General features: G+C 27.4%; 24 protein-coding genes. 6 read left to right on the forward strand and 18 right to left on the reverse strand.

Annotated features, from left to right (window positions below; translation table 11 throughout):
* From CQA44_RS13490 to CQA44_RS05120, 4 genes are all read right to left on the reverse strand, one after another.
* Nucleotides 1-177 (reverse strand): type II secretion system protein (locus CQA44_RS13490; protein WP_181881790.1); only part of this gene is annotated, 177 nt, incomplete at its 3' end.
* Between the two features lie 166 nt (nucleotides 178-343).
* Entirely contained in the window at nucleotides 344-904 is a 561-nt protein-coding gene (locus CQA44_RS05110) for a DJ-1 family glyoxalase III (RefSeq protein ID WP_115546216.1), read from the reverse strand.
* 10 nt (nucleotides 905-914) lie between these two features.
* The gene (locus CQA44_RS05115) at nucleotides 915-1,568 is read right to left on the reverse strand and encodes a metallophosphoesterase family protein (protein ID WP_115546217.1); all 654 of its coding nucleotides are present in this window, start codon (nucleotides 1,566-1,568) and stop codon (nucleotides 915-917) included.
* 1 nt (nucleotide 1,569) lies between these two features.
* Complete coding sequence (locus tag CQA44_RS05120) at nucleotides 1,570-3,174, reverse strand: ATP-binding protein (RefSeq protein ID WP_115546218.1); 1,605 nt, start codon at nucleotides 3,172-3,174, stop codon at nucleotides 1,570-1,572.
* Between the two features lie 100 nt (nucleotides 3,175-3,274).
* Between CQA44_RS05120 and CQA44_RS05125 the strand changes: the two genes are divergently transcribed.
* The gene (locus CQA44_RS05125) at nucleotides 3,275-4,843 is read left to right on the forward strand and encodes an inorganic phosphate transporter (RefSeq protein ID WP_115546219.1); all 1,569 of its coding nucleotides are present in this window, start codon (nucleotides 3,275-3,277) and stop codon (nucleotides 4,841-4,843) included.
* A 62-nt stretch (nucleotides 4,844-4,905) separates the two neighbouring features.
* Here the strand turns inward: CQA44_RS05125 and hsrA are convergent, their stop codons facing one another.
* Nucleotides 4,906-5,580 (reverse strand): homeostatic response regulator transcription factor HsrA, encoded by a 675-nt coding sequence (gene hsrA, locus CQA44_RS05130; protein WP_115546220.1) that lies wholly within the window; start codon nucleotides 5,578-5,580, stop codon nucleotides 4,906-4,908.
* Nucleotides 5,581-5,650: 70 nt separating this feature from the next.
* Between hsrA and CQA44_RS05135 the strand changes: the two genes are divergently transcribed.
* Nucleotides 5,651-5,830 carry a hypothetical protein gene (locus CQA44_RS05135; protein WP_115546221.1) on the forward strand — a complete coding sequence of 60 codons (180 nt, stop codon included), beginning with the start codon at nucleotides 5,651-5,653 and terminating at the stop codon, nucleotides 5,828-5,830.
* On the opposite strand, the gene CQA44_RS05140 is transcribed toward CQA44_RS05135, so the two are convergent.
* The 6 genes from CQA44_RS05140 to napA are packed head-to-tail and all read right to left on the reverse strand — an operon-like array spanning nucleotide 5,803 to nucleotide 12,025.
* Nucleotides 5,803-6,153, reverse strand: a complete 351-nt coding sequence (locus CQA44_RS05140) for a chaperone NapD (RefSeq protein ID WP_115546222.1) — start codon at nucleotides 6,151-6,153, stop codon at nucleotides 5,803-5,805. The genes CQA44_RS05135 and CQA44_RS05140 overlap by 28 nt on opposite strands.
* A 1-nt stretch (nucleotide 6,154) precedes the next feature.
* The gene (locus tag CQA44_RS05145) at nucleotides 6,155-7,105 is read right to left on the reverse strand and encodes a WD40 repeat domain-containing protein (protein WP_115546223.1); all 951 of its coding nucleotides are present in this window, start codon (nucleotides 7,103-7,105) and stop codon (nucleotides 6,155-6,157) included.
* 45 nt (nucleotides 7,106-7,150) lie between these two features.
* Nucleotides 7,151-7,678: a nitrate reductase cytochrome c-type subunit gene (locus CQA44_RS05150; protein WP_115546224.1), complete on the reverse strand. Its 528-nt coding sequence runs from the start codon at nucleotides 7,676-7,678 to the stop codon at nucleotides 7,151-7,153.
* The gene (gene napH / locus CQA44_RS05155; protein ID WP_115546225.1) at nucleotides 7,675-8,481 is read right to left on the reverse strand and encodes a quinol dehydrogenase ferredoxin subunit NapH; all 807 of its coding nucleotides are present in this window, start codon (nucleotides 8,479-8,481) and stop codon (nucleotides 7,675-7,677) included. The genes CQA44_RS05150 and napH overlap by 4 nt, the downstream gene beginning before the upstream one ends.
* The gene (gene napG, locus CQA44_RS05160; RefSeq protein ID WP_115546226.1) at nucleotides 8,478-9,263 is read right to left on the reverse strand and encodes a ferredoxin-type protein NapG; all 786 of its coding nucleotides are present in this window, start codon (nucleotides 9,261-9,263) and stop codon (nucleotides 8,478-8,480) included. Before napG ends, napH begins: the two co-directional genes overlap by 4 nt.
* A 5-nt stretch (nucleotides 9,264-9,268) precedes the next feature.
* Nucleotides 9,269-12,025, reverse strand: a complete 2,757-nt coding sequence (gene napA, locus CQA44_RS05165) for a nitrate reductase catalytic subunit NapA (RefSeq protein ID WP_115546227.1) — start codon at nucleotides 12,023-12,025, stop codon at nucleotides 9,269-9,271.
* A gap of 260 nt (nucleotides 12,026-12,285) precedes the next feature.
* Here napA and gmd point away from each other — a divergent pair, with 260 nt between their 5' ends.
* From gmd to CQA44_RS05180, 3 genes are read left to right on the forward strand one after another with little or no spacing between them, the layout of a single operon-like run.
* A complete protein-coding gene (gmd, locus tag CQA44_RS05170) occupies nucleotides 12,286-13,395 on the forward strand; it encodes a GDP-mannose 4,6-dehydratase (protein ID WP_115546228.1) in 1,110 nt (369 codons plus the stop codon).
* Between the two features lie 14 nt (nucleotides 13,396-13,409).
* Nucleotides 13,410-14,042, forward strand: coding sequence for a Crp/Fnr family transcriptional regulator (locus CQA44_RS05175; RefSeq protein WP_115546229.1), 633 nt, complete (start codon nucleotides 13,410-13,412; stop codon nucleotides 14,040-14,042).
* Nucleotides 14,043-14,055: 13 nt separating this feature from the next.
* Nucleotides 14,056-14,280, forward strand: a complete 225-nt coding sequence (locus tag CQA44_RS05180; RefSeq protein ID WP_115546230.1) for a DUF2892 domain-containing protein — start codon at nucleotides 14,056-14,058, stop codon at nucleotides 14,278-14,280.
* Nucleotides 14,281-14,297: 17 nt separating this feature from the next.
* Here CQA44_RS05180 and CQA44_RS05185 read toward each other — a convergent pair whose 3' ends face one another.
* Nucleotides 14,298-15,332, reverse strand: a complete 1,035-nt coding sequence (locus CQA44_RS05185; protein WP_181881791.1) for an alpha/beta hydrolase — start codon at nucleotides 15,330-15,332, stop codon at nucleotides 14,298-14,300.
* Between the two features lie 155 nt (nucleotides 15,333-15,487).
* Here CQA44_RS05185 and msrA point away from each other — a divergent pair, with 155 nt between their 5' ends.
* Entirely contained in the window at nucleotides 15,488-15,958 is a 471-nt protein-coding gene (gene msrA / locus CQA44_RS05190; RefSeq protein WP_115546232.1) for a peptide-methionine (S)-S-oxide reductase MsrA, read from the forward strand.
* Here the strand turns inward: msrA and CQA44_RS05195 are convergent.
* From CQA44_RS05195 to hemC, 6 genes are read right to left on the reverse strand one after another with little or no spacing between them, the layout of a single operon-like run.
* Nucleotides 15,955-16,788: a thiamine-phosphate kinase gene (locus tag CQA44_RS05195; RefSeq protein ID WP_181881792.1), complete on the reverse strand. Its 834-nt coding sequence runs from the start codon at nucleotides 16,786-16,788 to the stop codon at nucleotides 15,955-15,957. The genes msrA and CQA44_RS05195 overlap by 4 nt on opposite strands.
* A 59-nt stretch (nucleotides 16,789-16,847) precedes the next feature.
* A complete protein-coding gene (gene nadC, locus CQA44_RS05200) occupies nucleotides 16,848-17,681 on the reverse strand; it encodes a carboxylating nicotinate-nucleotide diphosphorylase (protein WP_115546301.1) in 834 nt (277 codons plus the stop codon).
* On the reverse strand, nucleotides 17,681-18,691 hold the full coding sequence (gene nadA / locus CQA44_RS05205) for a quinolinate synthase NadA (RefSeq protein WP_115546234.1): 1,011 nt from the start codon (nucleotides 18,689-18,691) through the stop codon (nucleotides 17,681-17,683). The genes nadC and nadA overlap by 1 nt, the downstream gene beginning before the upstream one ends.
* Nucleotides 18,684-19,478 (reverse strand): phosphatidylserine decarboxylase, encoded by a 795-nt coding sequence (locus tag CQA44_RS05210; protein ID WP_115546235.1) that lies wholly within the window; start codon nucleotides 19,476-19,478, stop codon nucleotides 18,684-18,686. Before CQA44_RS05210 ends, nadA begins: the two co-directional genes overlap by 8 nt.
* Nucleotides 19,475-20,227 carry an arginyltransferase gene (locus tag CQA44_RS05215; protein WP_115546236.1) on the reverse strand — a complete coding sequence of 251 codons (753 nt, stop codon included), beginning with the start codon at nucleotides 20,225-20,227 and terminating at the stop codon, nucleotides 19,475-19,477. Before CQA44_RS05215 ends, CQA44_RS05210 begins: the two co-directional genes overlap by 4 nt.
* Before the next feature lie 2 nt (nucleotides 20,228-20,229).
* Complete coding sequence (hemC, locus tag CQA44_RS05220; protein ID WP_115546237.1) at nucleotides 20,230-21,165, reverse strand: hydroxymethylbilane synthase; 936 nt, start codon at nucleotides 21,163-21,165, stop codon at nucleotides 20,230-20,232.
* Nucleotides 21,166-21,187 lie beyond the last annotated feature (22 nt).

A 21,187-nucleotide genomic window follows, 5' to 3' on the forward strand; every position in this document is an offset into this window, starting at 1 on the left:
ATCTGCAAAAACTTTAGCAACAACTGCCTTTTGAACTGAAGCTAAATCACTTCTTGCTGTTGCAACTTGTGCATCTGTCCTTGTAGCAACAAATCTTGGAACTGCTACTGCTGCTAAAACTCCTAGTATTACTATAACAAATACTAACTCTATCATACTAAAAGCATTTCTTTTCATTATATTGTCCTTTAATTTATAATTTTAATAAATTTCCTTTATAGATTTAAATAAAGTTATAGATTTAAATAAATCTTAAAAGTAAATGAAATATAAACATAATTTTTTTGAATCTTTACTTAAATTAAGGTAGCAGAAAAAGAGATAAAAATGAGAAGATTTAGTTTTATTTGCACTTATCTAGCAATAATTCTTCTGTGATTTTATTAGCATTTATGGTGCTTGTTAGATACTTTAGAATTTCTATTGCAAATATACTTGCACTAGCAGGACCAATTGATGTTATTATGTTATCATCAACTACTACAATTTCTTTAGTATAAATTGCATTAGAGCTTATACTATTCTCACAACTAGGATAACAGGTAAATTTATTCTTTAAAACTTTTGCTTTATCTAGCACAATAGGTGAAGCACATATCGCAGCTATTAACTTATGCTCTTTATTAAATGTTTGTAAAGTTTGTATAATAAAATCCTCATTGCTTAAATTTAGCATTCCTTCATATCCACCAGCTAGAGCTATGGCATCAAATTCATTAATATTTATATCTTTAAATAAACATTCAGACTCTATTATTATATTATGTGCTCCTTTAACTTTGGCAGTATTTGATGCAATTACTACCTCTAATCCGCCTCTCCTTAAAATATCTACGATACTTGTTAGCTCTATTTCTTCAAATCCATTCATCATAGGTACTAAAATATTTACTTGTTTATCCATTAATTCTCCTTTAAATGTAGTTTAAAATACTTCTTAACTTAATTGGCGATAGCATAGTCTTTTCACAAGACACATTAATACAAAATTTTTCTTTTATAACATCTTTTGAATGTGTATGTCCGTGTATATTAAGAGAGCATTCACTGAAGCGATAATAATCATATAAAATATCTCTAATATAGCTATATCTATCATTCTTTTTTCTGTCAAATACAGGAAAATGGCTAAATAAGATTCTATGTCCTGCAATATCAATAATAAGCCCATTTAAAAAAATTTTATTCTTAATATCTTTATATTTTTTATTTATTTTCTCTCTTATTTTATCTTTTTGTGGAATCTTTAGGATAACTTTATTTTTTGTTTTCCAACCTAAAGCAATTAACTTATTAAATTTATTTATATCATTGTTGCCTATGATTAGGCGTTTATTGCCATTTAATCTTTTAACATACTTTATACCATCTTTAAAATATACATCACCTAAATGTAATACTAAATCATCATTCTTTATCTTAGCATTCCAGTTATCTACTAGTAAATTAAAGTGATTTTTATAATTTAAATTATTTGTTATAGTTTTTCTAATATATTCTCTTTTAACAATAGAATCTTGTCCAAAATGTGTATCAGAGAGTATATAAGTATCAAGTGATATTTTCATTTTACCCCATTGTTGATATTGATATATCCATTTTTAAGCCTTTGCTTGTATTATCTGCTTTTATGCTTCCAAATAAAATTTGTTCTACTATAATTTTAGAGCTTGTTAGCCCTAGTCCTATTTTTGTTTCTTTAGTGGAATAGAATGCATCAAATATCCTCTCTAAACAGCCGACATCTACGCCACCAGCATTATCTTCTATGCTTATTTTGATAAAATTATTATTTAAATTTTCTATTGTTATATCAATATTTCCATAAAAATTTGTCCCTTTTGTTATATTAGTATGTTCTATTGAATTATTAATAATTGAAATAATGACAAACTTTAATACACCTTCATCACAATAAATATCTTTTACTTCGCCTTTTTGGATTATTGTAATTGATATGTTATTAATAACTTCTTTTGTATAAATTGTTGATTTAATATGCTCTATTAACGATTTTATATTAACAAATGTTTTAATGTTTGATTTATTATAAAATAATATTAATTCTCTTATTGAATTTAATATTTTTTCTTGTGCGTTCATTATAGCATTTGCTTTGTCTTTTATATCTGAATGTAAATTTAATATATTATTAGAATATTCTTTTGTGGTATTTATATGTTCATATATCTTTGTTAATACTAAATGAAGCACATAAACCATAGAAGCAACATTATTTTTTGCAATAAGGAGTATTCTGTTTGCATTTCTTTTATCTTCTAATTCTTTTCTTAATTGTATATTCCTAATGCTTAAGTATATGGCACTTTTGTCTTTAATTTTTATTATACTTGCATTAATTTCCACAGGAAAATGACTATATCGGCTTAACATTAAGCTTTCAAATAAAATTGGCTCATTTGTTAGATTTGCAATAATGTAGCCAACTCTATTCCTCTCACTTTTATGAAATAAAGATAATAAATCATTACCAATATTATTTGTGAAAATCATATTTTTTATAGTAGTGTTTGATATTAGACATTCTTTAGATTCTTTTTTAGCACTATCGTATCCAAAAATCAAGATTCCATCATTATTGCTATCAAATGCAGTATAAAGATATTTATCTATATTTGGATTTAGCGTATTAATCCTATCGTAGTATTGCAAAATATCAGTTATATTTAATTCTATATTAATATATCCAATAGCTTTATTATCACTACTGCTAATTGCATTTTTATGTGAAAAGAAGTATTCTATTTTATTATTTATCTTAATTTTATTTATTTTTGAAGTATTATCTAGCAAACACAAAGAATCAAACTTCATATAGTCATTGGGTGTTTGGTTATAAGAAGATTGGCAATTACTAAATAAAATATTATTATTTAAATCAGTAATTACTACATTAAATGGTATATATGAAAATATACGCTGTAATCCATCAGATTGTATTTTATGCTCGGCTAGTTTGATTGTTTTTTTCTTGTATTTAAAGATATGTAATAAAACGATAGTAATACTTAAGAATAAAAGCAAGATTCCACTAAAAATATAATTAAACAATAAAAATATACTAAAAGTAGTATTCAATAATATAAATAGTAAAACACCATTATTATCAAAGTCATTAATAAAATTATTTAATTTTTTAATATATTTTTTCATCACATAATACCCTAAGAAATAAAAGTAATTTTAGCCTAAAATTTAGCTAAATAAAAGCAAAATTTATTAGAATATTGCATTAAATAAAAAGGTTGTTATTATGGATATTGGCAATATAAAACAGATAGAAAAAGCTACACAATTTGGGACAAAAGATATAAGAAAGATAGGAATTGTAATAATCTTTATGTTTTTATCATCCCTTATTGCTACTATATTTAGTGATGGCAGTAATAATATTTTACTTATTGTTAGTGTTGTTGTTGGTATGTATATGGCTATGAATATAGGTGCTAATGATGTTGCTAATAATGTAGGTCCTGCTGTTGGCTCAAATACTATGAGTATGTTTGCAGCAATAATTATAGCTATGATTTTTGAGGCAGGTGGGGCAATTATTGCTGGAGGTGATGTTGTAGATACTATTAGATCTGGTATAGTTTCTCAAGAAGCCTTTAGTGATATTAATATTTTTATTTCTGTAATGCTATCTGCACTCATTGCTGGTGCATTGTGGCTTAATCTTGCTACATTTGTTGGAGCTCCTGTATCCACTACACATTCTATTGTAGGTGGGCTCATTGGCTCTTCCATAGCAGCAGGTGGTTTTAGTGTAATAGATTGGAATGTTATGCTAGGTATTGTTGCTAGTTGGGTTATTTCACCAATAGCTGGTGGGATTATAGCAGCATTTTTTTTGATGATAATTAAAAGAACGATAACTTATAAGCAAGATAAGCAATTATCTGCAAAAAGAGTAGTTCCTATATTAATTTTTATAATGTCATGGTCTTTTATGTTATATTTATTTCAAAAAGGTTTATCAAAAGTAATTACATTAAATTTATTTACACAAGTCATAGTTTCATTTTTAATTTCTGTGATAATTTTTATTATAACAAAACCTCTTATAAACAAAAAGGCAAACTACTTAAAAAATACTAAGGATTCTATTGGTGAGCTTTTTACATTTCCACTTATTTTTGCAGCAGCATTACTTAGCTTTGCACACGGTGCAAATGATGTTGCAAATGCAATTGGACCACTTGCTGCTATAAATCAAGCAATAAGTGGTGTAATGGAAGCTAAATCCAGCGTTCCTATATGGATTATGGTTTTAGGTGGTTTTGGAATTTCAATTGGACTTGCATTATATGGACCAAAATTAATTAGAACAGTTGGCAGTGAAATAACAGAATTAGATAAAATTCGTGCATTTTGTATAGCCTTATCAGCCTCAATTACTGTTTTGGTTGCATCTGCTTTAGGGCTTCCTGTAAGCTCCACACATATAGCAATAGGTGCTATATTTGGCATAGGATTTTTAAGGGAGTATTTAAAGAGTAATTATAAACAAATGGAACAAGAAATCATTCAGGCACACAAGGGTAGAGACGCACAGATTGTAGAAAAATTTTTAAATAATTTTAGAAAAGCTTCCATTGCTAAAAAACAATTAATTTTAAAAGAGCTAAAAAATAATAAATCTCCTAATTTAAAAATCAATAAGAAAGATAGAAAAGCCCTTAAAAAGAATATAAAAAATGAGCTAGTAAGGCGTTCTGCAATAATAAAAATAATTATGGCGTGGTTAGTAACTGTCCCTGTATCTGCGATAGTTAGTGCAGTGCTATTTTTTGTGATTATCCATTTTAAAGATATGTTTTAATAATTAAAAAATTATATTAAGAAAATTATAGTAGTGTAGAATCAAATTGATTCTACATAATATTATTGAGCTTCTTTTGGATAGCAGAATCTATATCCTCTTCTTCTAACTGTTTCTATTGTAGCTATACCAAGAGGTTTATCCATTTTTTGTCTTATTTGATTAATTGCTACTTCTATTACATTTGGAGTTACAAGCTCTGGCTCTTCCCATATAGCATCTAATAATTGTTCTTTAGATACAATTTGATCTCTATGTTTTGCAAGATGTGTGAGAACCTCAAATGGCTTACCTTTGACTTCTATTTCTTGTCCTCTATATATTATTTTTTCTTCATCTGGATTTATTATTAACTCACCAATTTCTATCATATTCGTCCCCCAAGAACGAAGTCTAGCTTCTATTCTAGCTATAAATATTTCTGGCAAACAAGGTTGTTTTATATAATCATCAGCACCGCTATTTAGTGCATTAACTTCAATATCAGTAGAATCTTTAGCTGAAATTATTATAATAGGGACTTTTGGAGCTTTTTCTTTAATTGAAAGGATTATATCAGGACCACTAATATCACTTAGATTCCAATTTGCTACAATTAAATCATAGTTTCTAATACTAACATAATATTTTCCATCTTTTAAATTTTCAGCAATATCAGTTTGATATCTTTTAGCGTTTAGCACTTCACTTAATGATTTATTTAGTTTTTCATCATTTTCTATAATTAAAATACGCATTCAACTATCCTTTAAAAACTTAAATTTACCTAATAAATAATTATAACATAAATTTAAGCAAGGAATAACAATGCAAGATAAAAATAATAATATAGAATATAAAATAAGAAGTAAAGAATTTTTATGTTACAGAGGGTTTAAAATTTGTATTATTTTAATAGCAATAAATAAAAAAGATATGGTTTTATTAGCAAATGGGTATTTTAGGGTTTATAGAAAAAATTATTTATTTTTTCTATTCATCATATAATTGATACTTCCTGTATATTTAACCTCCTCAATTGAAATCTTATCATCATTTAATATATCTAAATTGCTATTCATACTTGATATTTCATCTCTTAGACTATCTTCAAAATAACTATAATGCATAGAAGCAGATATTACACCATTAGTTTGTTCGATTTTTCTTAAAATTTCTACTTCTTTGTTTGTGTCTTCTGCTTCAATTACTACAATAATAGTGTTATTTTCTTTTAGTGCAACTTCCACGCCATCAATTTTTGATAATTTCAAAGAAGTAGATTGTAAATTCTTTGGTAAAACTTTGATTATTATGCTAGAAATATTCATTTTATTCTCCTTTAATATTCCAAAATAAAATACTCTTACTATCAAAACTAGCAATTATACTTTTATTATTAATAAAAATTATAGTATTTGGAAGGGCATCACCACCTTTTAAAAGAGAAATTCTATCTAAGTTTTTAATTTTAAAAATTAGAATATCATTGTCTTCATTATAGCTAACAGCCCCAAGAGTAGAATCTTTTGATAAACCCACAACATAAGATAAAAATTCTGTATGAAGCCTCCTAAATTTATTATTATCTTTATTATATATACCACAGATTCTGTCTCTACCAGCACTTAAGATGATATTTTTAACACTAACTAGAGTGTAGATATTATCAAAGTTTGCTCCTTTTAATTCCTTTTTGATATTGCCATTTTTTAAGTCAATAATATATATTATCCCACCTTCAGTGGTTGATATTGCCTCATAATCTTCATAATCATTAATTATTAAATCAGAAAATACTGCATCACTTGGCTTTTGTCTCCAAATAATACTATTAGTTTTTATATTGTATAGCCAAATTTCATTACTTAAAAATCCTAATAATATATTCTCATTATCTACAAAATAAGCTTTTTTAATAATAGGTTCTGAATTTATATTTATTTTATTTAATTTTAAACCATCATAAATAAATAATTTAGAATCACCATTGCTATCTTGGCTTAAAATCAATATATTTTTACCATCTATGGTGTGTGTTTGAAAGATTTTTGGATTAATATCATTATTAAGATAATCTTTTATAGAATCTAGTTTTATATTATAAAGATTCTTTTTTGATTTTATATTATAGACCTCAACTACACCATTATTTGTTGAAACATAAAGAATATCTTTATATAACATTGAAGAAATTATAAAGTTCTTTGTAATAATCTTTTTATAAGGTTCATTTGAAAATAAAAATAAACTAAAAAATATAAAAGTAAGTAGCTTTTTCATTATTAAATCAATAACTTTAGGATTCTTAATAAAGAATCCTAAAGTTTATTTTACACCCTCATCTAAAACATCTAAAAGATTTGATTTTTTCTTACTTAACTCATTTCTAAAATCAGGCTTGAAGTTATTACCGATAATAGGTTTAACATCTGCTTGAGGTGTATGGCAAAGATTACAATTAAACCTTATATCAGCAATTTCTTTTGTAGGCTTGTTTTTAAAAGTATCATAAGTATGTGATGAAGGAATAGGTGTAGCATTCATTATAGGAGCCATTTCAGGAGAGTGGCAAGTAATGCAAGCATTAAAATCCTTTGAAATATCCATCATTCCCTCTACATCGTGAGGAATCATAGGAGGTGCATTTTCAAATGCCCTTTCTATAATCTTACTCTCTCCTGCTGGAGTAATGCTATAAGTATAATCTTGTAATACTACTTTTTCATTTTCTAAAGGTGCTTTTCTAATCCCTATATCATTATCACTTAACTCAGAGTTATTTCCACCACATCCAATAAGTATAACACTTACTAACAATAATATTTTTAAACTAGATAATCTTATATTTATCATTTTTTATTCTCCTTATTAAAATCAAAAATTCCATATTGTAAAGCATTATCATTACACACTTCAATACATCTACCACATTTAATACAATCTATTTTATTGATAGTTCCACTTCTTATTCCTATTAAGTCTAATACTTGAGGCTCTGGACAAATCAAGATACATTTAGCACATTTAGTGCATTTAGTCTTATTGTGCTTTATTCTAAGAAGAGAATATTTTCCAATTAATCCATAGCTTGCACCAAGAGGGCAAATATATCCACAAAAACCATTTTTTATAATAAATAAGTCAAGTAAAAATACACTAATCACTGCAAAGATTCCAAAGCCCATACCAAATATTATTCCTCTATGAAGTATAGATATAGGGCTTATTAATTCAAATGCTGCCACACCAAAAATAAAGCTTAAAATAAGGCTTAAGAGTAAAATGCTATATTTTGTGTTTCTATTAATATTTAGCTTTTTTTGTATATTTATTGAAAATATTTTTCGTAAAAGTGCAGCAAAATCAGTTATTATATTTATAGGACATACAAAGGCACAATATCCTCTACCAAATAAAATCCCATAAATAAGCAATACTATAATTAGCCCTATAATTGCTTCACTTCCAATAATACCACCTGCTAAAAATATCTGTGCCATTGATAAAGGATCGCTCATAGGGATTATGTAAAATACTTTAGATGAACTTAAATTTCCTTCAAAAAAGTGAAATGAATAATAGTTACAAAATATAAATATAGCCATAATTGTTATTTGAAAAACTCTCCTAATAATTAAAAATCTATATTTTTTCATAAGCTCTCAGTATTTAGGTAATCTATGGCATTTTTAATATCGCTAGCTTTAGCAGAGCTAGAATCTAATTTTTTCAATCTTTTTTCATCATTTTTATCCCAACCTTTTATATAATTTGTTCCTACACTGCCTAATACCTTATCCAAAGGAAGAACCATAATAGCAGCTTTATCTGTTATACAAGCTCTCTCACATAAACCACAACCTGTGCAAATATCACTATCTACAACAGGAAGCAAAAAGGAATGCTTATTTGTTCTATCATTATGCTTATATTCTAATCTAATTGCCTCATCAATCAATGGACAAGCACGATAACAAGCATCACACTGTATTCCCCAATAAGCAACACAATTTTTATCATCAACAATTGCAACACCCATTTTGGCATTCCTTATATTCATCATCTCTTTTCCATTCTCTGTTATACTAAGTAAAGCAGGGTCTAAAGCATTGGTAGGACATACAGGTACACAGGGAATATCTACACACATATAGCAAGGGATTTCTCGTGGTGTAAAATATGGCGTCCCAAGCGGTATAGAATCTTCTATCTTAGCTAATTTTAATGTATCATAAGGGCAGAATGTAACACATCTACCACATTTAATACAAAGCTTCAAAAATTCACTCTCTTTTTTTGCTCCAGGGGGGCGAAGTGCATATCCATTAGCTTTTGCTTTGGATATGTAAGCACTCCATAAAAACCCACTAAATACAAAGATACCAACTCCTTGTAAAGCTTTTATTATGGTATTTCTCCTATCTTTATTTACCTGCATTATTTTTAGACTTTATAAATTTTTACTGCACATTTTTTAAAATCTGTTTCTTTTGATATAGGGCAGGTTGCATCAAGACAAACTTTATTAATTAAAACATTTTCATCAAACCAAGGAACATAAATTAAACCTTTTGGGGGCTTATTCCTACCTCTTAGATCAATTTTTGCTTTTACCTTTCCTCTCCTGCTTTCAATCCAAATAGTATCTCCTTGCTTTAATTTAGCACTAACTGCATCAATTTCATTCATGTAACATAATGCAGTAGGTACAGCACGATATAACTCTGGAACTCTCATAGTCATAGTTCCACTATGCCAATGCTCTAAAACTCTACCTGTGCATAGCCACAGAGGGTATTCCTCGTTTGGCATTTCAGCTGGGTCCATATATGGGCGTAAAAAAATCTTTGCTTTATTACTAATATCTTTATTCTTATTGCTAGGTTTAAATACATCTCCACTTGGAATCTTTTTGCCTTTATTGCCATAGAATACAAATTCTTTTCCTTCATTATTCTTAGCATATACATCATATTTGGCGTTAAATCTCCATTGAGTTTCTTTACCATCAACAACAGGCCATCTTAAGCCTCTAACTTTATGATATGTATTAAAATCTGCTAAGTCGTGTGCATGTCCTAAACCAAATTTCCTATATTCTTCCCAAAGATATTTTTGAACAAAGAATCCATATCCTTTAAAGACATTTCCATCACTCCCTATAATATTTCTACTGTCACCTAAACTTTCAGTATTATTAAAGCCATTCATTGTTTCATCTTTTATACTAAATTGTTTAGCATTTTTATTAGCATAAAGAATTTCAAAAAGTGTAGTATTTTCATTATAACCCATATTCTTAGCATCATTTAATACAGGCTTTAAATCCAAGTCTTTATATTCCTTATTCCAAACTTCTTTTATTTTAAATCTTTTTGAGAATTCCATAATTTGCCAAGTATCACTCATAGCTTCGCCTTGCGGAAGCACTTGTTGTTTCCAGTGCTGAGTTCTTCTTTCTGCATTTCCATAAGCCCCCCATTTTTCATAAATCATTGCAGTAGGAAGTATTAAATCTGCTACCTTTGCTGACACACCTGGGTAACACTCACTTACTACAATAAAATTATCTAGATTTCTTGCAGCATTTATCCAGTGATTAGCATTTGCTGTATTATGCCAAGGGTTATTTACTTGAACCCAAATCCACTTAATTTTAGAATCTTCTAAATCACGCATAATTTTTACATAATGTGAACCAATTTTGCTATTTAATGTATTAGCAGGTAAATTCCAAATTTTTTCAGTTATTTCTCTATGCTTTGGATTGGCTACTACCATATCGGCAGGAAGCCTATGTGCAAATGTTCCTACTTCTCTAGCAGTTCCACAGGCTGATGGCTGTCCTGTGAGAGAAAATGCTCCACTTCCTGGTTTGCTTTGCTTTCCAAGTAATAAATGCACCATATAGCTTTGTTCATTTACCCAAGTTCCCCTTTGATGTTGATTCATCCCCATAGTCCAAAAGCTAATAATTTTGCGATTTTTTTCAATATAATAGTTTGCTAAAGCTTTAAGCTTTTCTTTAAAAGAATCTATGCTTTCACTATCATCACCTTTTGCAAGATTAGCTACATAATCAAGTGTATATGGAATCAATCCTTTTTTAAACTCATCAAAGCTTATTTCCCAATGATCTCCACCATTATTAGCATTGTCCATTTTCATAATATTGCCACTTTTAATTCCTAGATATTGTAAACTAATGCCTTCATTATTACTTATTACTTTTGAAACTTCCTTTGCAACAGTATCTTTTTCACTTTCTTGAAATTTTGGATGATTTGGATTATTTCTCATACCATAGCCAATATTTACAAATCCTGTTGTAAATACACAATTATCTTTAATAAATTTAGAATCCATAGCATTTCTATCAATAATTTCTTTTGCTATATAATTCCAAATAGCCAAATCAGTATGTGGTTTAAAGATTATTTCAATATCTGCTAAATCAGAAGTCCTATTTCTATAAGTAGTTAGATTTATAATCTTTACTTTATCATTTGATAGTTTTCTATTTGACACACGACTCCAAAGCACAGGGTGCATTTCAGCCATATTCGCTCCCCAAGTAACAATAGTATCTGTAAGTTCAATATCATCATAACAGCCAGAAGGTTCGTCAATACCAAAAGTCTCCATAAAAGCAACAACTGCACTTGCCATACAATGCCTAGCATTTGGGTCAATATTATTACTTCTAAAGCCACCTTTTATTAACTTTATGGCAGCATAACCTTCCTGAATAGTATATTGTCCAGAACCAAAAACTCCAATTCCTGTTGGACCAAGCTCATTGTAAGTTTTTTTAAATTGTTTTTCCATTTCATCAAAAGCCCTTTTCCAGCTAACTGCTTGAAACTTACCTTTTTTATCAAACTCTCCTTTAGAATTTACTCTAAGTAGAGGTTTTGTAATCCTATCTTGTCCATACATAATCTTTGCACAAAAATATCCTTTTATGCAATTTAACCCTCTATTAACTGGAGCTTCAGGGTCTCCTTTTACAGCAACTATTTGCCCATCTTTAGTTGCTACCATAATTCCACAACCTGTCCCACAAAATCTACATACTGATTTATCCCATTTCCAACCATTATCTGCATTAGCAGCATTTAAAGAGCTTGGAACTGTAATACCCGCAGTAACTGCAGCTGAAGCTATTGCTGCATTTTTTAAAAAATCTCTTCTGTTCATAATTACTCCAACAGCTAAATTGTATTTAGAGTTTATCCCTCTAAAACCTAAAATAGTAATTCAAAATATTATTTTATTATTTGATATACATCAAGGAGGGAAATATAAAGTTTTATATAGTAAAATATAACTTGCTTTTTAACAATGTATTAAAAACCTAAATTTAACTTTAGAATCTTTAGCAATTTTAAAAAAAATTAATCAAGTTTTACTTATAATGATAAATTTTATAATTCTAAAGATAATAAAGGTTGATAAACTTGAAAAAAGCTTTAATTACAGGCATTACAGGTCAAGATGGGGCGTATTTAGCAGAGTTTTTATTAAATAAAGGTTATGAAGTTCATGGGATAAAGAGAAGAAGCTCTCTCTTTAATACAGATAGGATTGATCATTTATATAAAGATTTACATGAAAGTAATGTTGGTTTTAGACTTCATCACGGAGATTTGGTAGATTCTACAAATTTAATTAGAATAGTTCAAGAAGTTAAACCAGATGAAATTTATAATTTAGCTGCTATGAGTCATGTTCAAGTTAGTTTTGAAACTCCAGAATATACAGCAAATGCAGATGGATTAGGAACATTAAGATTATTAGAAGCAATTAGAATCTTAAAGTTAGAAAATACTACAAAAATATATCAAGCATCAACAAGTGAGCTTTATGGTTTGGTTCAAGCAGTTCCTCAAAATGAAAAAACACCATTTTATCCAAGAAGTCCTTATGCAGTAGCAAAATTATATGCTTATTGGATAACTATAAATTATAGAGAAGCTTATAATATTTTTGCTTCAAATGGTATTTTATTTAATCATGAAAGTCCAATTCGTGGAGAAACATTTGTAACAAGGAAAATTACAAGAGCAGTTTGTAAGATTGCACTTGGATTACAAAATAAATTATATCTTGGAAATCTAGATGCTAAAAGAGATTGGGGACACGCTAAAGATTATGTAGAGGCAATGTATTTAATACTTCAGCAAGATAAACCCGATGATTTTGTAATAGCAACAGGCATTACTACGGAGGTTAGAGTTTTTGTTGAGTTAGCCTTTAAAAAACTAGGTATAGATATAAAATGGAATGGTAAGGGAGTAGAGGAGAGGGGTTATATTGCAAAATGTAGTGGAGAATTTAAACTACAAGAGGGAATGGAAGTAGTAAGTATTGATCCTAGATATTTTCGCCCAACAGAAGTAGAATTATTGATAGGAGATAACACTAAAGCTAGAGAGATTTTAAAATGGCAACCAAAATATAATTTAAATGATTTAGTTGAAGATATGATTAAGAGTGATTTAAAGCTTATGAAGAAGGATAAATACTTACAAGATAGTGGGTATAAGACTATGAGTTATTTTGAATAATATAAGAGTTTAAAATGGTATTTAAAGCAAAAAGTTGTCAGCTTCATTGCTCTATTGATTTAAAGGAAATTCTTAGTAAAATGACAGATTTTCAAAGAATAAAGCCTAGCACATTTGAACATATATTAAATATCTCACATATTAAAGAATATCCAAAAGATAGTATTTTGTGTTACAAAGATGATGTAGTTCAAAGTATCCAATACTTATTTCATGGCTCTATTAAAGCATGTAAAATTAATAAATATGATAATGAGATTATTGTAAATCTTTATATTAATGATTGTGCAAGGCTTAATAATCCTCCACTTGTTAATTATTGTGCTTTGATTGATACTAAAGCTCATAATAGTTTATATTGTTTGGAAAATTGTAGGATTTTATCAATACAAACAGAATCTTTTAAAGAACTTTTAAAAGATGATATTGAGTTAGTAAATAATATATTAAGACGTTCAAATGAAATCATAAATGAACAAGATTACTTAATAGACTTAGCAGTAATGGATTCTAAAGCAAAAGTTATATCACTTTTAGAGAAAAATCCAGATATATTTTCTATGGTCAATAAAAAGACAATTTCGCAACTATTAAATATTTCACAAGAGACTTTATCAAGAATACTACAAAAAATAAAAATAGAGTAGGTATGTGGGAATAATGAAAAAAAATATTGGTAAAATTGATAAGATTATAAGAATAATATTAGGGCTTGCATTTATAAGCTATGGTGTGATATTTGCTAATTTCATATGGATATTTGGAATATTATTTTTAATTAGTGTTTATTTATCGTTTTGTCCTTTTTATAAGCTTTTAAAAATACAAACTAACCGAAATGATAGAATAGATTCTAATTCTTGTGATTGTGGATGTGGTAAATAAAAATATTTCAAATATTTTTATTCTTCTAATATTTTTATCCCTGATATTAAAGCATTTGGAATAGAGCTTCCATGTGTTTTATTCTTAAATTCTAAAAAGCTAATATTATTAGGATTTATAGAAGATAGTTGGAGCCAATTTAACACTTCTTTGATTGTGGGAGTAGGGTAGGTCTTTTTATGGTTTTTTATATCCTTACAAATCTCTTTAAATTCTTCAATAAAATCTTTAGAGTAATCATAAAAAATAGAGTTATTTTTATTATATTTATAAATGTGTATGCGTTGCCATTGCAAAGTATAATAACAGAAATCTCTTTTTTTAAAATCTTTGGTTTTTATAATATCATTAATATTAATAGGATTCTGTTTAGTATCTAATTTTTGTGTCTCTAAACTACCTCGTGTTAAAAGGATTTTTGCATTGATATTTTTTAAATTTATTAATCCATTTCTTACAAATCCACCATATCCCCACCATAGAGATGGTGAAGCAGATACATAATGTGTAAATTTCTCCCAATTATTCATTATTGCATATAGCACAAAGATTCCTCCAAAAGAATGCCCAAAGAGTAACTCTTTTTGAGGTTTGCCAAATGATTTATAGATAAAAGGCTGGAGTTTCTTTGTAATAAATTCTAAAAATTCACTTGCTCCTCCACCACCACTAAATTCACTCTGCAAGAATCCTTCAAGAGGTGGTAAATAATCCTTAGTGCGTAAGTTTCTATCAAATGCCAAAGGGCTATTATGCCCAATACCTACGATAATAGGAAGCTTAAAAAAACCTTTCTTATTTGTAATAATAAGATTAAGCAACATAGGAAAAAATACATTTCCATCAAGCGTATAAAATATATTTTTATCTTTGTTATGCTTTGGTAAAGCAATATGAATCTTATAGATTTTCCCTCTCGTATTTGACATATTTATAGAACTAATATAAAAAACTTCATTTGCTTCTGGTTTAATGGCAGGTATCTCTTGTGATGGTTTGGCAAAAGTATAAGATATTAAAAAAAGTATTATCCATAAATAATTTTTATTCATACACATTTTTCCTTTTAATTATTTTTATTTAAACGCAAATTCTATAATTATAAAATTTGAAAATTGCAGTTTTCAATACTAAAAAATATATTTTTATTATTCTTATATTATATTATAATGGTAATGAGTTTTATAACTTATTTAAGGATTTTAAAATGAAAATTTATTTAGCAGGTGGTTGTTTTTGGGGAGTTGAGGCATATTTTGGATATATTAATGGAGTTATTAAAACAAGTGTAGGATATGCAAATAGTAATATAGAAAATCCTACTTATGAACAAGTTTGCAGCGGAAAAACAGGCTCTGTGGAGTGTGTAGAAATTATTTATGATGAAGTTAAAATTACTCTAGATTATATTTTAGATGAATTTTTTAGCATTATAAATCCATACTCTATTAATAAGCAAGGAAATGATATAGGAGAACAATATAGAAGTGGTATATACTATATAAATGATATAGATAAACAAATAATTCAAAATTATATTGATTCACATTTTAAAGAAAAAATAGCAACAGAAATAAAATATTTACAAAACTATTTTTTAGCAGAATCTTATCATCAAAAATATTTAAAAAAGAATCCAAATGGATATTGTCATATTGATTTAAGTAAATTTATTTAGTTGTGGTGTGGGTAGTAGTGGAATCTAACCCTACCTCTTTTTGTTATAGCTAACTTTGTTATCGATACTCTATGCTTTTTTGCTGTAAGCATTAATCTTCTTATATCTTTTTTTGAAATAGACAATAATAGCTCATATTCTTCACCACTTAAAGCCTTTTTATTATTAATTTTTCTAAAAAAACTAAATTTAACATTATTTAACTTTGATAATCTATTTAACTCACAATACAAACCATCAGATATATCCATAGCACATTTTGTAAATCGTGCTATTTCATAGACAAAGTTAGCATTTAACTTTGGTGTTAAGAATTTTGAACTTTTAGGGATACTACCTCCACGATATAAATATCTCATATCTTTTAATACACTACCTAAATTTCCTGTATAAAATAATATTTCTTTAGCTTTTAGATTATTTCTAAATAATGTTTTTGTTGTAGTTTCTCCTATTATTGTTATTGCAATATTTAGCTTATTATCTTTTATTGTATCTCCACCAATAATTTTAATTTTATATTCTTTACAAACCTCTTTTATCCCTCTTTGAAACTCTTTAATATCATTTAGTCTCATATCCTCACTAAATGAGATTCCAAGCAGGGCATATATAGGTTTTGCACCCATAGCCAATATATCAGAAATATTTACCAACATTGCCTTTTTAGCTATTTTGTAATAGCTAAAATGTTCTTTTGTAAAATGTACTCCCTCACAAAATAAATCCATAGCATAGACATATTTATCAATTACTACGGCATCATCACCTATTTTGTATGTGATTTTAGAATCTATTAATTTATTTATAAAAAATGTCTCTCTATCCACTGATCCTGCTTTTATTTTAGAAATCATTACTATTTATAAATATATAAAAAGATTAAGCCTCATATCATTTTCATATTCATATCAATCCAACTAGCATTATATATGAGTGCCCCAGAGCTAATAGCATCAACATTTGTTTTAGCGTAATCTAATAGATTATCTTTTGTGATATTGCCACTTGCTTCAATTAAAATTCCTTTAAAATATTTATCTCTAAAATCCACTACTTTTTTTATATCATCAGGTTTCATATTATCACACATTATTATATCCACTAAAGATTCCATTGCTTTTTTTGCCTCACTAATGTTTCCACATTCAATTTCAATTTTAGAAGTAAATGGAATCTTTTTTCTTGCATTTTTTATATATAAATCTATATCTTTAATATGAGCTAAGTTTGTATCTTTTAGCATTAAGCAGTCATCAAGTCCAAATCTATGATTATTTCCACCACCATTTAACACAGAATATTTTTCAAACATTCTTAAATTTGCTCTAGTTTTCCTTGTATCAAGCAACATTGTTGATAAATTATTTTCTTCTAAAATTTTAATATATGAATGTGTATTAGTAGCAATCCCAGAGCTATGTTGAAGTAAGTTTAACCCTACCCTCTCAATCTTTAATAAATCTATGTAAGCACCGCTTAGATTAACTAAAATATCTCCTTTTTTAAAACAAGCAGAATCTTCTAATATTTTAGATTTTATATTAAACATATCTAATAAAACTCTTATATATTTCTCTCCAGAAAATACTCCTTGTTCTTTTGCAATAATATTTGCTTCTACAATCTTGTTAGCTAGATTAATGTCTAAAGTTTTTTCAAATAAATCTCCTCTTCCCAAATCCTCAATTATTGCATTTTTTATAAATTCTTTTATATAAATCATCTTGAAAGCTCTAACATCTTATTCAATGCAAGTGAGGCATATTCAATAGTGCTAAGTTCTTCTTCAATTTCATTATATGGTATTTCATCTTTAAATGCCCTCATTACATTATATAAGTCTTGCAATGTGGTTTCATTCATAGTGGGACATTCAGGTTTTGAGCTTGATAAAACAAAGATATTTTCCTTATTATTATCTTGTTTTGTTAAACGATTAACTAGATTAAATTCTGTGCCAACAGCAACTTTAGCATCTTTTGGTAGATTTGAAATAAAATTTATTATCTGACTTGTAGAGCCTACAAAATCAGATTTTTCTACTACTTTTGGGTCGCATTCTGGGTGAGTAACAATTAGAATATCACTAAACTTATTCTTATAAAATTCAATATCACTTACAGAAAATAGTTGATGAACAGAGCAAAATCCATCATAACAAATTACATCAGAATCTATAATTTCACTATCGCTACTCTGCCCTAATACACTACTTAACTTATTATTTTTATTTGCTAAATTTACACCAAGGCATCTATCTGGCATAAAAAATATCTTTTTATTGAGGCTAAGGGCGTAATCAAAAATCTTAGTAGCATTTGCACTTGTGCAAACTACACCTCCCATTTTACCAACTTTTGCCTTAACATCTGCATTTGAGTTAATATAAGTCATTGGAAATATATTATCAATTCCAAGTGAATTTAGCTTTTTAATACTAATATCAAAATAACTAGAATCTATCATTCTAGCCATAGAACAGCAAGCAAGACGAGGCATAATAACTCTTTTTTTAGGTGATAATACTTTCACACTCTGCCCCATAAAACTAACACCACAAAATACAATTAAATCCTGTTCTGCCCTGCTAGCAACTCTAGCAAGCTCTAAACTATCACCACAAAAATCTGCTAATTTTACAATTTCATCTCTTTGATAATAGTGTGCAACAATTAAGGCATTTAAGTCTTTTTTTAAATCTAAAATCTTATTAATAATTTCATTATTCATCTCTTATCCTTCTAAATAAGCTTTCACCAAATGAAATTTTACAATCAGTTTTTAAAATTTCAAGCTTTTCTTCACTAAAAAATACTATTGTTGAACCCATTTTAAACATACCTAATTCTTCACCTTTTTTAACAAACTTTGGTTTATTATAATAGAATGTATTTTTATAGCCTTTAAATTTATCTTGCAATCTAGGTTCTATATAAAATACAATATTACCAACATTTAAAGCTCCTATTGCAACAAAATATAGAGTTTTATTAAATATATCTTTCGCTTTCAAAATAACTCTTTCATTTCTAATAAATAAATTGTGATTTTTTGTTAATGATTTTAAATTTACAGGCAATAAACTTCCTTTAAAATGTGTTATAGATTCTACATACATATCACAGGGTGAATGGTATCTATGATAATTACTAGGGGATAAATAGATATTTATATAAAATAAATTAGACTCTACCCTCTCACCAAGTAGTTTTTCAATGCTATAACTAAAACCTTTAATCTGTAATGCTCTGCCATTTACACTATTTCCACTTTGCATTATATAACCATCAGATGGGGATATAAAAATATCTGCATTTTTATCAAAATCTATATTTTTCTTTAAACCCCTTGTAAATAGCTCATTTAAACTCTTGTAGTAATAATATGGTAAAAAATTTTCCATATTTATTTTAAAGATTTTTATATATGTTTTATTTATAAAATTTTGAATAGTTTTTGGAAATCTAATATCAGCAATAATCCCAAAATAAACTGAAATAATTTTAGTAAGATTCATATTTCTCCTTTATATAATTTCCAAATTGGTTCTTCATATATATTTGGACGATTAACTAAATATTCAAATGGCTTAAATCGCTCTTTATATCCTAAAGAGTAATGGTCTTTTATCCAATAACCCGGATATAAATATTTAATATCAAGCATTTTTGCAATTTCAACTTGCTTTAATATAGAAAAAGTCCCAAGAGATAGGTAACTATAATCATGATCATAAAAAAAATAAATTGCAGACATTGATTTTGTATGATTTAATATATCTACAAATGCAACACCAATTAATTTATCATCAATATAGTAACAAATCTCTTTACCAAAGCTCATTTGCCCCTCTATAAACATATAAATATATCTTGACTTATCTATTTGATTATAATCCCAACCCTTTTTAATATTCATAATTTTATGATATTTATTATATAGTATGATTTTTTGTGGGTCGTATATAGGATTTTGAATTTCTATTTTTATATGAGAATTGTTTTTTATGATTCTTTTATGATTTTTGGATAATTTAAAATCACTTATAATTTGACGAATTGAAATACATTTTTTACAATAATCACAAAATGGAGCAAAAAACATCTCACCAAATCTTCTCCAACCCCGTTCTAATAAAGCATTATAAAATTCTTCAGAACAAGATTCTATTGAGGCATAATTAAATTTTGTATCATATCCATCAATATAGGCACAATCACTAAATGAGTAATAAAATACTGCATTTTTATAAGAGACTTTATTCAACTCTAAAAGCTCTCTACCATTTCTAATGCTTCTTTTAAAACCTGTTTTGCTCCATTATTATTTACTTTATTAAATAATTTTAATGCTAAGTTATCATTTAAACTACCGCTAACATTATCTTTTATAATCTTTTTACCATTTGGAAGCCCTATTATTGCAGTCATATTTATATTATTATCATTTTGATATATTGCATTTACACCTATTGGAACTTGACAGCCACCATTTAAATATTTTATAAATTCTCTCTCTAAACTACATTCGATAAAAGATTTATTATCATTTAGCTTTTTTAAAGTATCTAAAATTTCACAATCCTCTCTACATTCAATTCCCAAAGAACCCTGTCCCATTGCTGGAATAATAATATAACTTTCAAATGGTGTTATAAATTTAATATCTTTGTTTGATATTCCTAATCTATTTACTCCTGCCTTTGCTAAAATGATAGCATCAAACTCATTATTACTAAGCTTTTGCAGTCTAGTTTGAACATTACCTCTCAAATTTAGTGTTTCTAAATCATTTCTAATATATTTTAATTGCATAGCCCTTCTTAATGAAGTTGTCCCTACTTTTGCACCTTTTGGTAAAGATTCTAAACTACTAAATTTATTACTCAAAAAACAATCCCTAATATCTTCTCTTTTTGTGATTGCTGCTAATGTAAGGCTACTTGGTATATTTATTGGCACATCTTTTAGTGAATGAACTGCAAGTGTAATTTCATTATTTAATAATTTTTCTTCTATTTCTTTTGTAAAAAGCCCCTTTCCTCCTATTTTAGATAATGGAGCATCAAGAAACTTGTCTCCTGTTGTTTTAATAATTTCAAGTTTAGAATCTAAATTAAATTGGGTTTTTAACTTATCTTTTATAAAGTTTGCTTGCCATATAGCCAAAACGCTTCCTCTAGTGCCAATTATAATATTATCCATTTTAGACCTTTATAATTAATGC

This window comes from Helicobacter sp. MIT 14-3879, from assembly GCF_003364125.1.

Bases quoted from the DNA above. Each gene is read 5' to 3' on its own strand.
- CQA44_RS05110 (WP_115546216.1), bottom strand. From the start codon at position 904: ATGGATAAACAAGTAAATATTTTAGTACCTATGATGAATGGATTTGAA.
- CQA44_RS05115 (WP_115546217.1), bottom strand. From the start codon at position 1,568: ATGAAAATATCACTTGATACTTATATACTCTCTGATACACATTTTGGA.
- CQA44_RS05120 (WP_115546218.1), bottom strand. From the start codon at position 3,174: ATGAAAAAATATATTAAAAAATTAAATAATTTTATTAATGACTTTGAT.
- CQA44_RS05125 (WP_115546219.1), top strand. From the start codon at position 3,275: ATGGATATTGGCAATATAAAACAGATAGAAAAAGCTACACAATTTGGG.
- hsrA (WP_115546220.1), bottom strand. From the start codon at position 5,580: ATGCGTATTTTAATTATAGAAAATGATGAAAAACTAAATAAATCATTA.
- CQA44_RS05135 (WP_115546221.1), top strand. From the start codon at position 5,651: ATGCAAGATAAAAATAATAATATAGAATATAAAATAAGAAGTAAAGAA.
- CQA44_RS05140 (WP_115546222.1), bottom strand. From the start codon at position 6,153: ATGAATATTTCTAGCATAATAATCAAAGTTTTACCAAAGAATTTACAA.
- CQA44_RS05145 (WP_115546223.1), bottom strand. From the start codon at position 7,105: ATGAAAAAGCTACTTACTTTTATATTTTTTAGTTTATTTTTATTTTCA.
- CQA44_RS05150 (WP_115546224.1), bottom strand. From the start codon at position 7,678: ATGATAAATATAAGATTATCTAGTTTAAAAATATTATTGTTAGTAAGT.
- napH (WP_115546225.1), bottom strand. From the start codon at position 8,481: ATGAAAAAATATAGATTTTTAATTATTAGGAGAGTTTTTCAAATAACA.
- napG (WP_115546226.1), bottom strand. From the start codon at position 9,263: ATGCAGGTAAATAAAGATAGGAGAAATACCATAATAAAAGCTTTACAA.
- napA (WP_115546227.1), bottom strand. From the start codon at position 12,025: ATGAACAGAAGAGATTTTTTAAAAAATGCAGCAATAGCTTCAGCTGCA.
- CQA44_RS05175 (WP_115546229.1), top strand. From the start codon at position 13,410: ATGGTATTTAAAGCAAAAAGTTGTCAGCTTCATTGCTCTATTGATTTA.
- CQA44_RS05180 (WP_115546230.1), top strand. From the start codon at position 14,056: ATGAAAAAAAATATTGGTAAAATTGATAAGATTATAAGAATAATATTA.
- CQA44_RS05185 (WP_181881791.1), bottom strand. From the start codon at position 15,332: ATGAATAAAAATTATTTATGGATAATACTTTTTTTAATATCTTATACT.
- msrA (WP_115546232.1), top strand. From the start codon at position 15,488: ATGAAAATTTATTTAGCAGGTGGTTGTTTTTGGGGAGTTGAGGCATAT.
- nadA (WP_115546234.1), bottom strand. From the start codon at position 18,691: ATGAATAATGAAATTATTAATAAGATTTTAGATTTAAAAAAAGACTTA.
- CQA44_RS05210 (WP_115546235.1), bottom strand. From the start codon at position 19,478: ATGAATCTTACTAAAATTATTTCAGTTTATTTTGGGATTATTGCTGAT.
- hemC (WP_115546237.1), bottom strand. From the start codon at position 21,165: ATGGATAATATTATAATTGGCACTAGAGGAAGCGTTTTGGCTATATGG.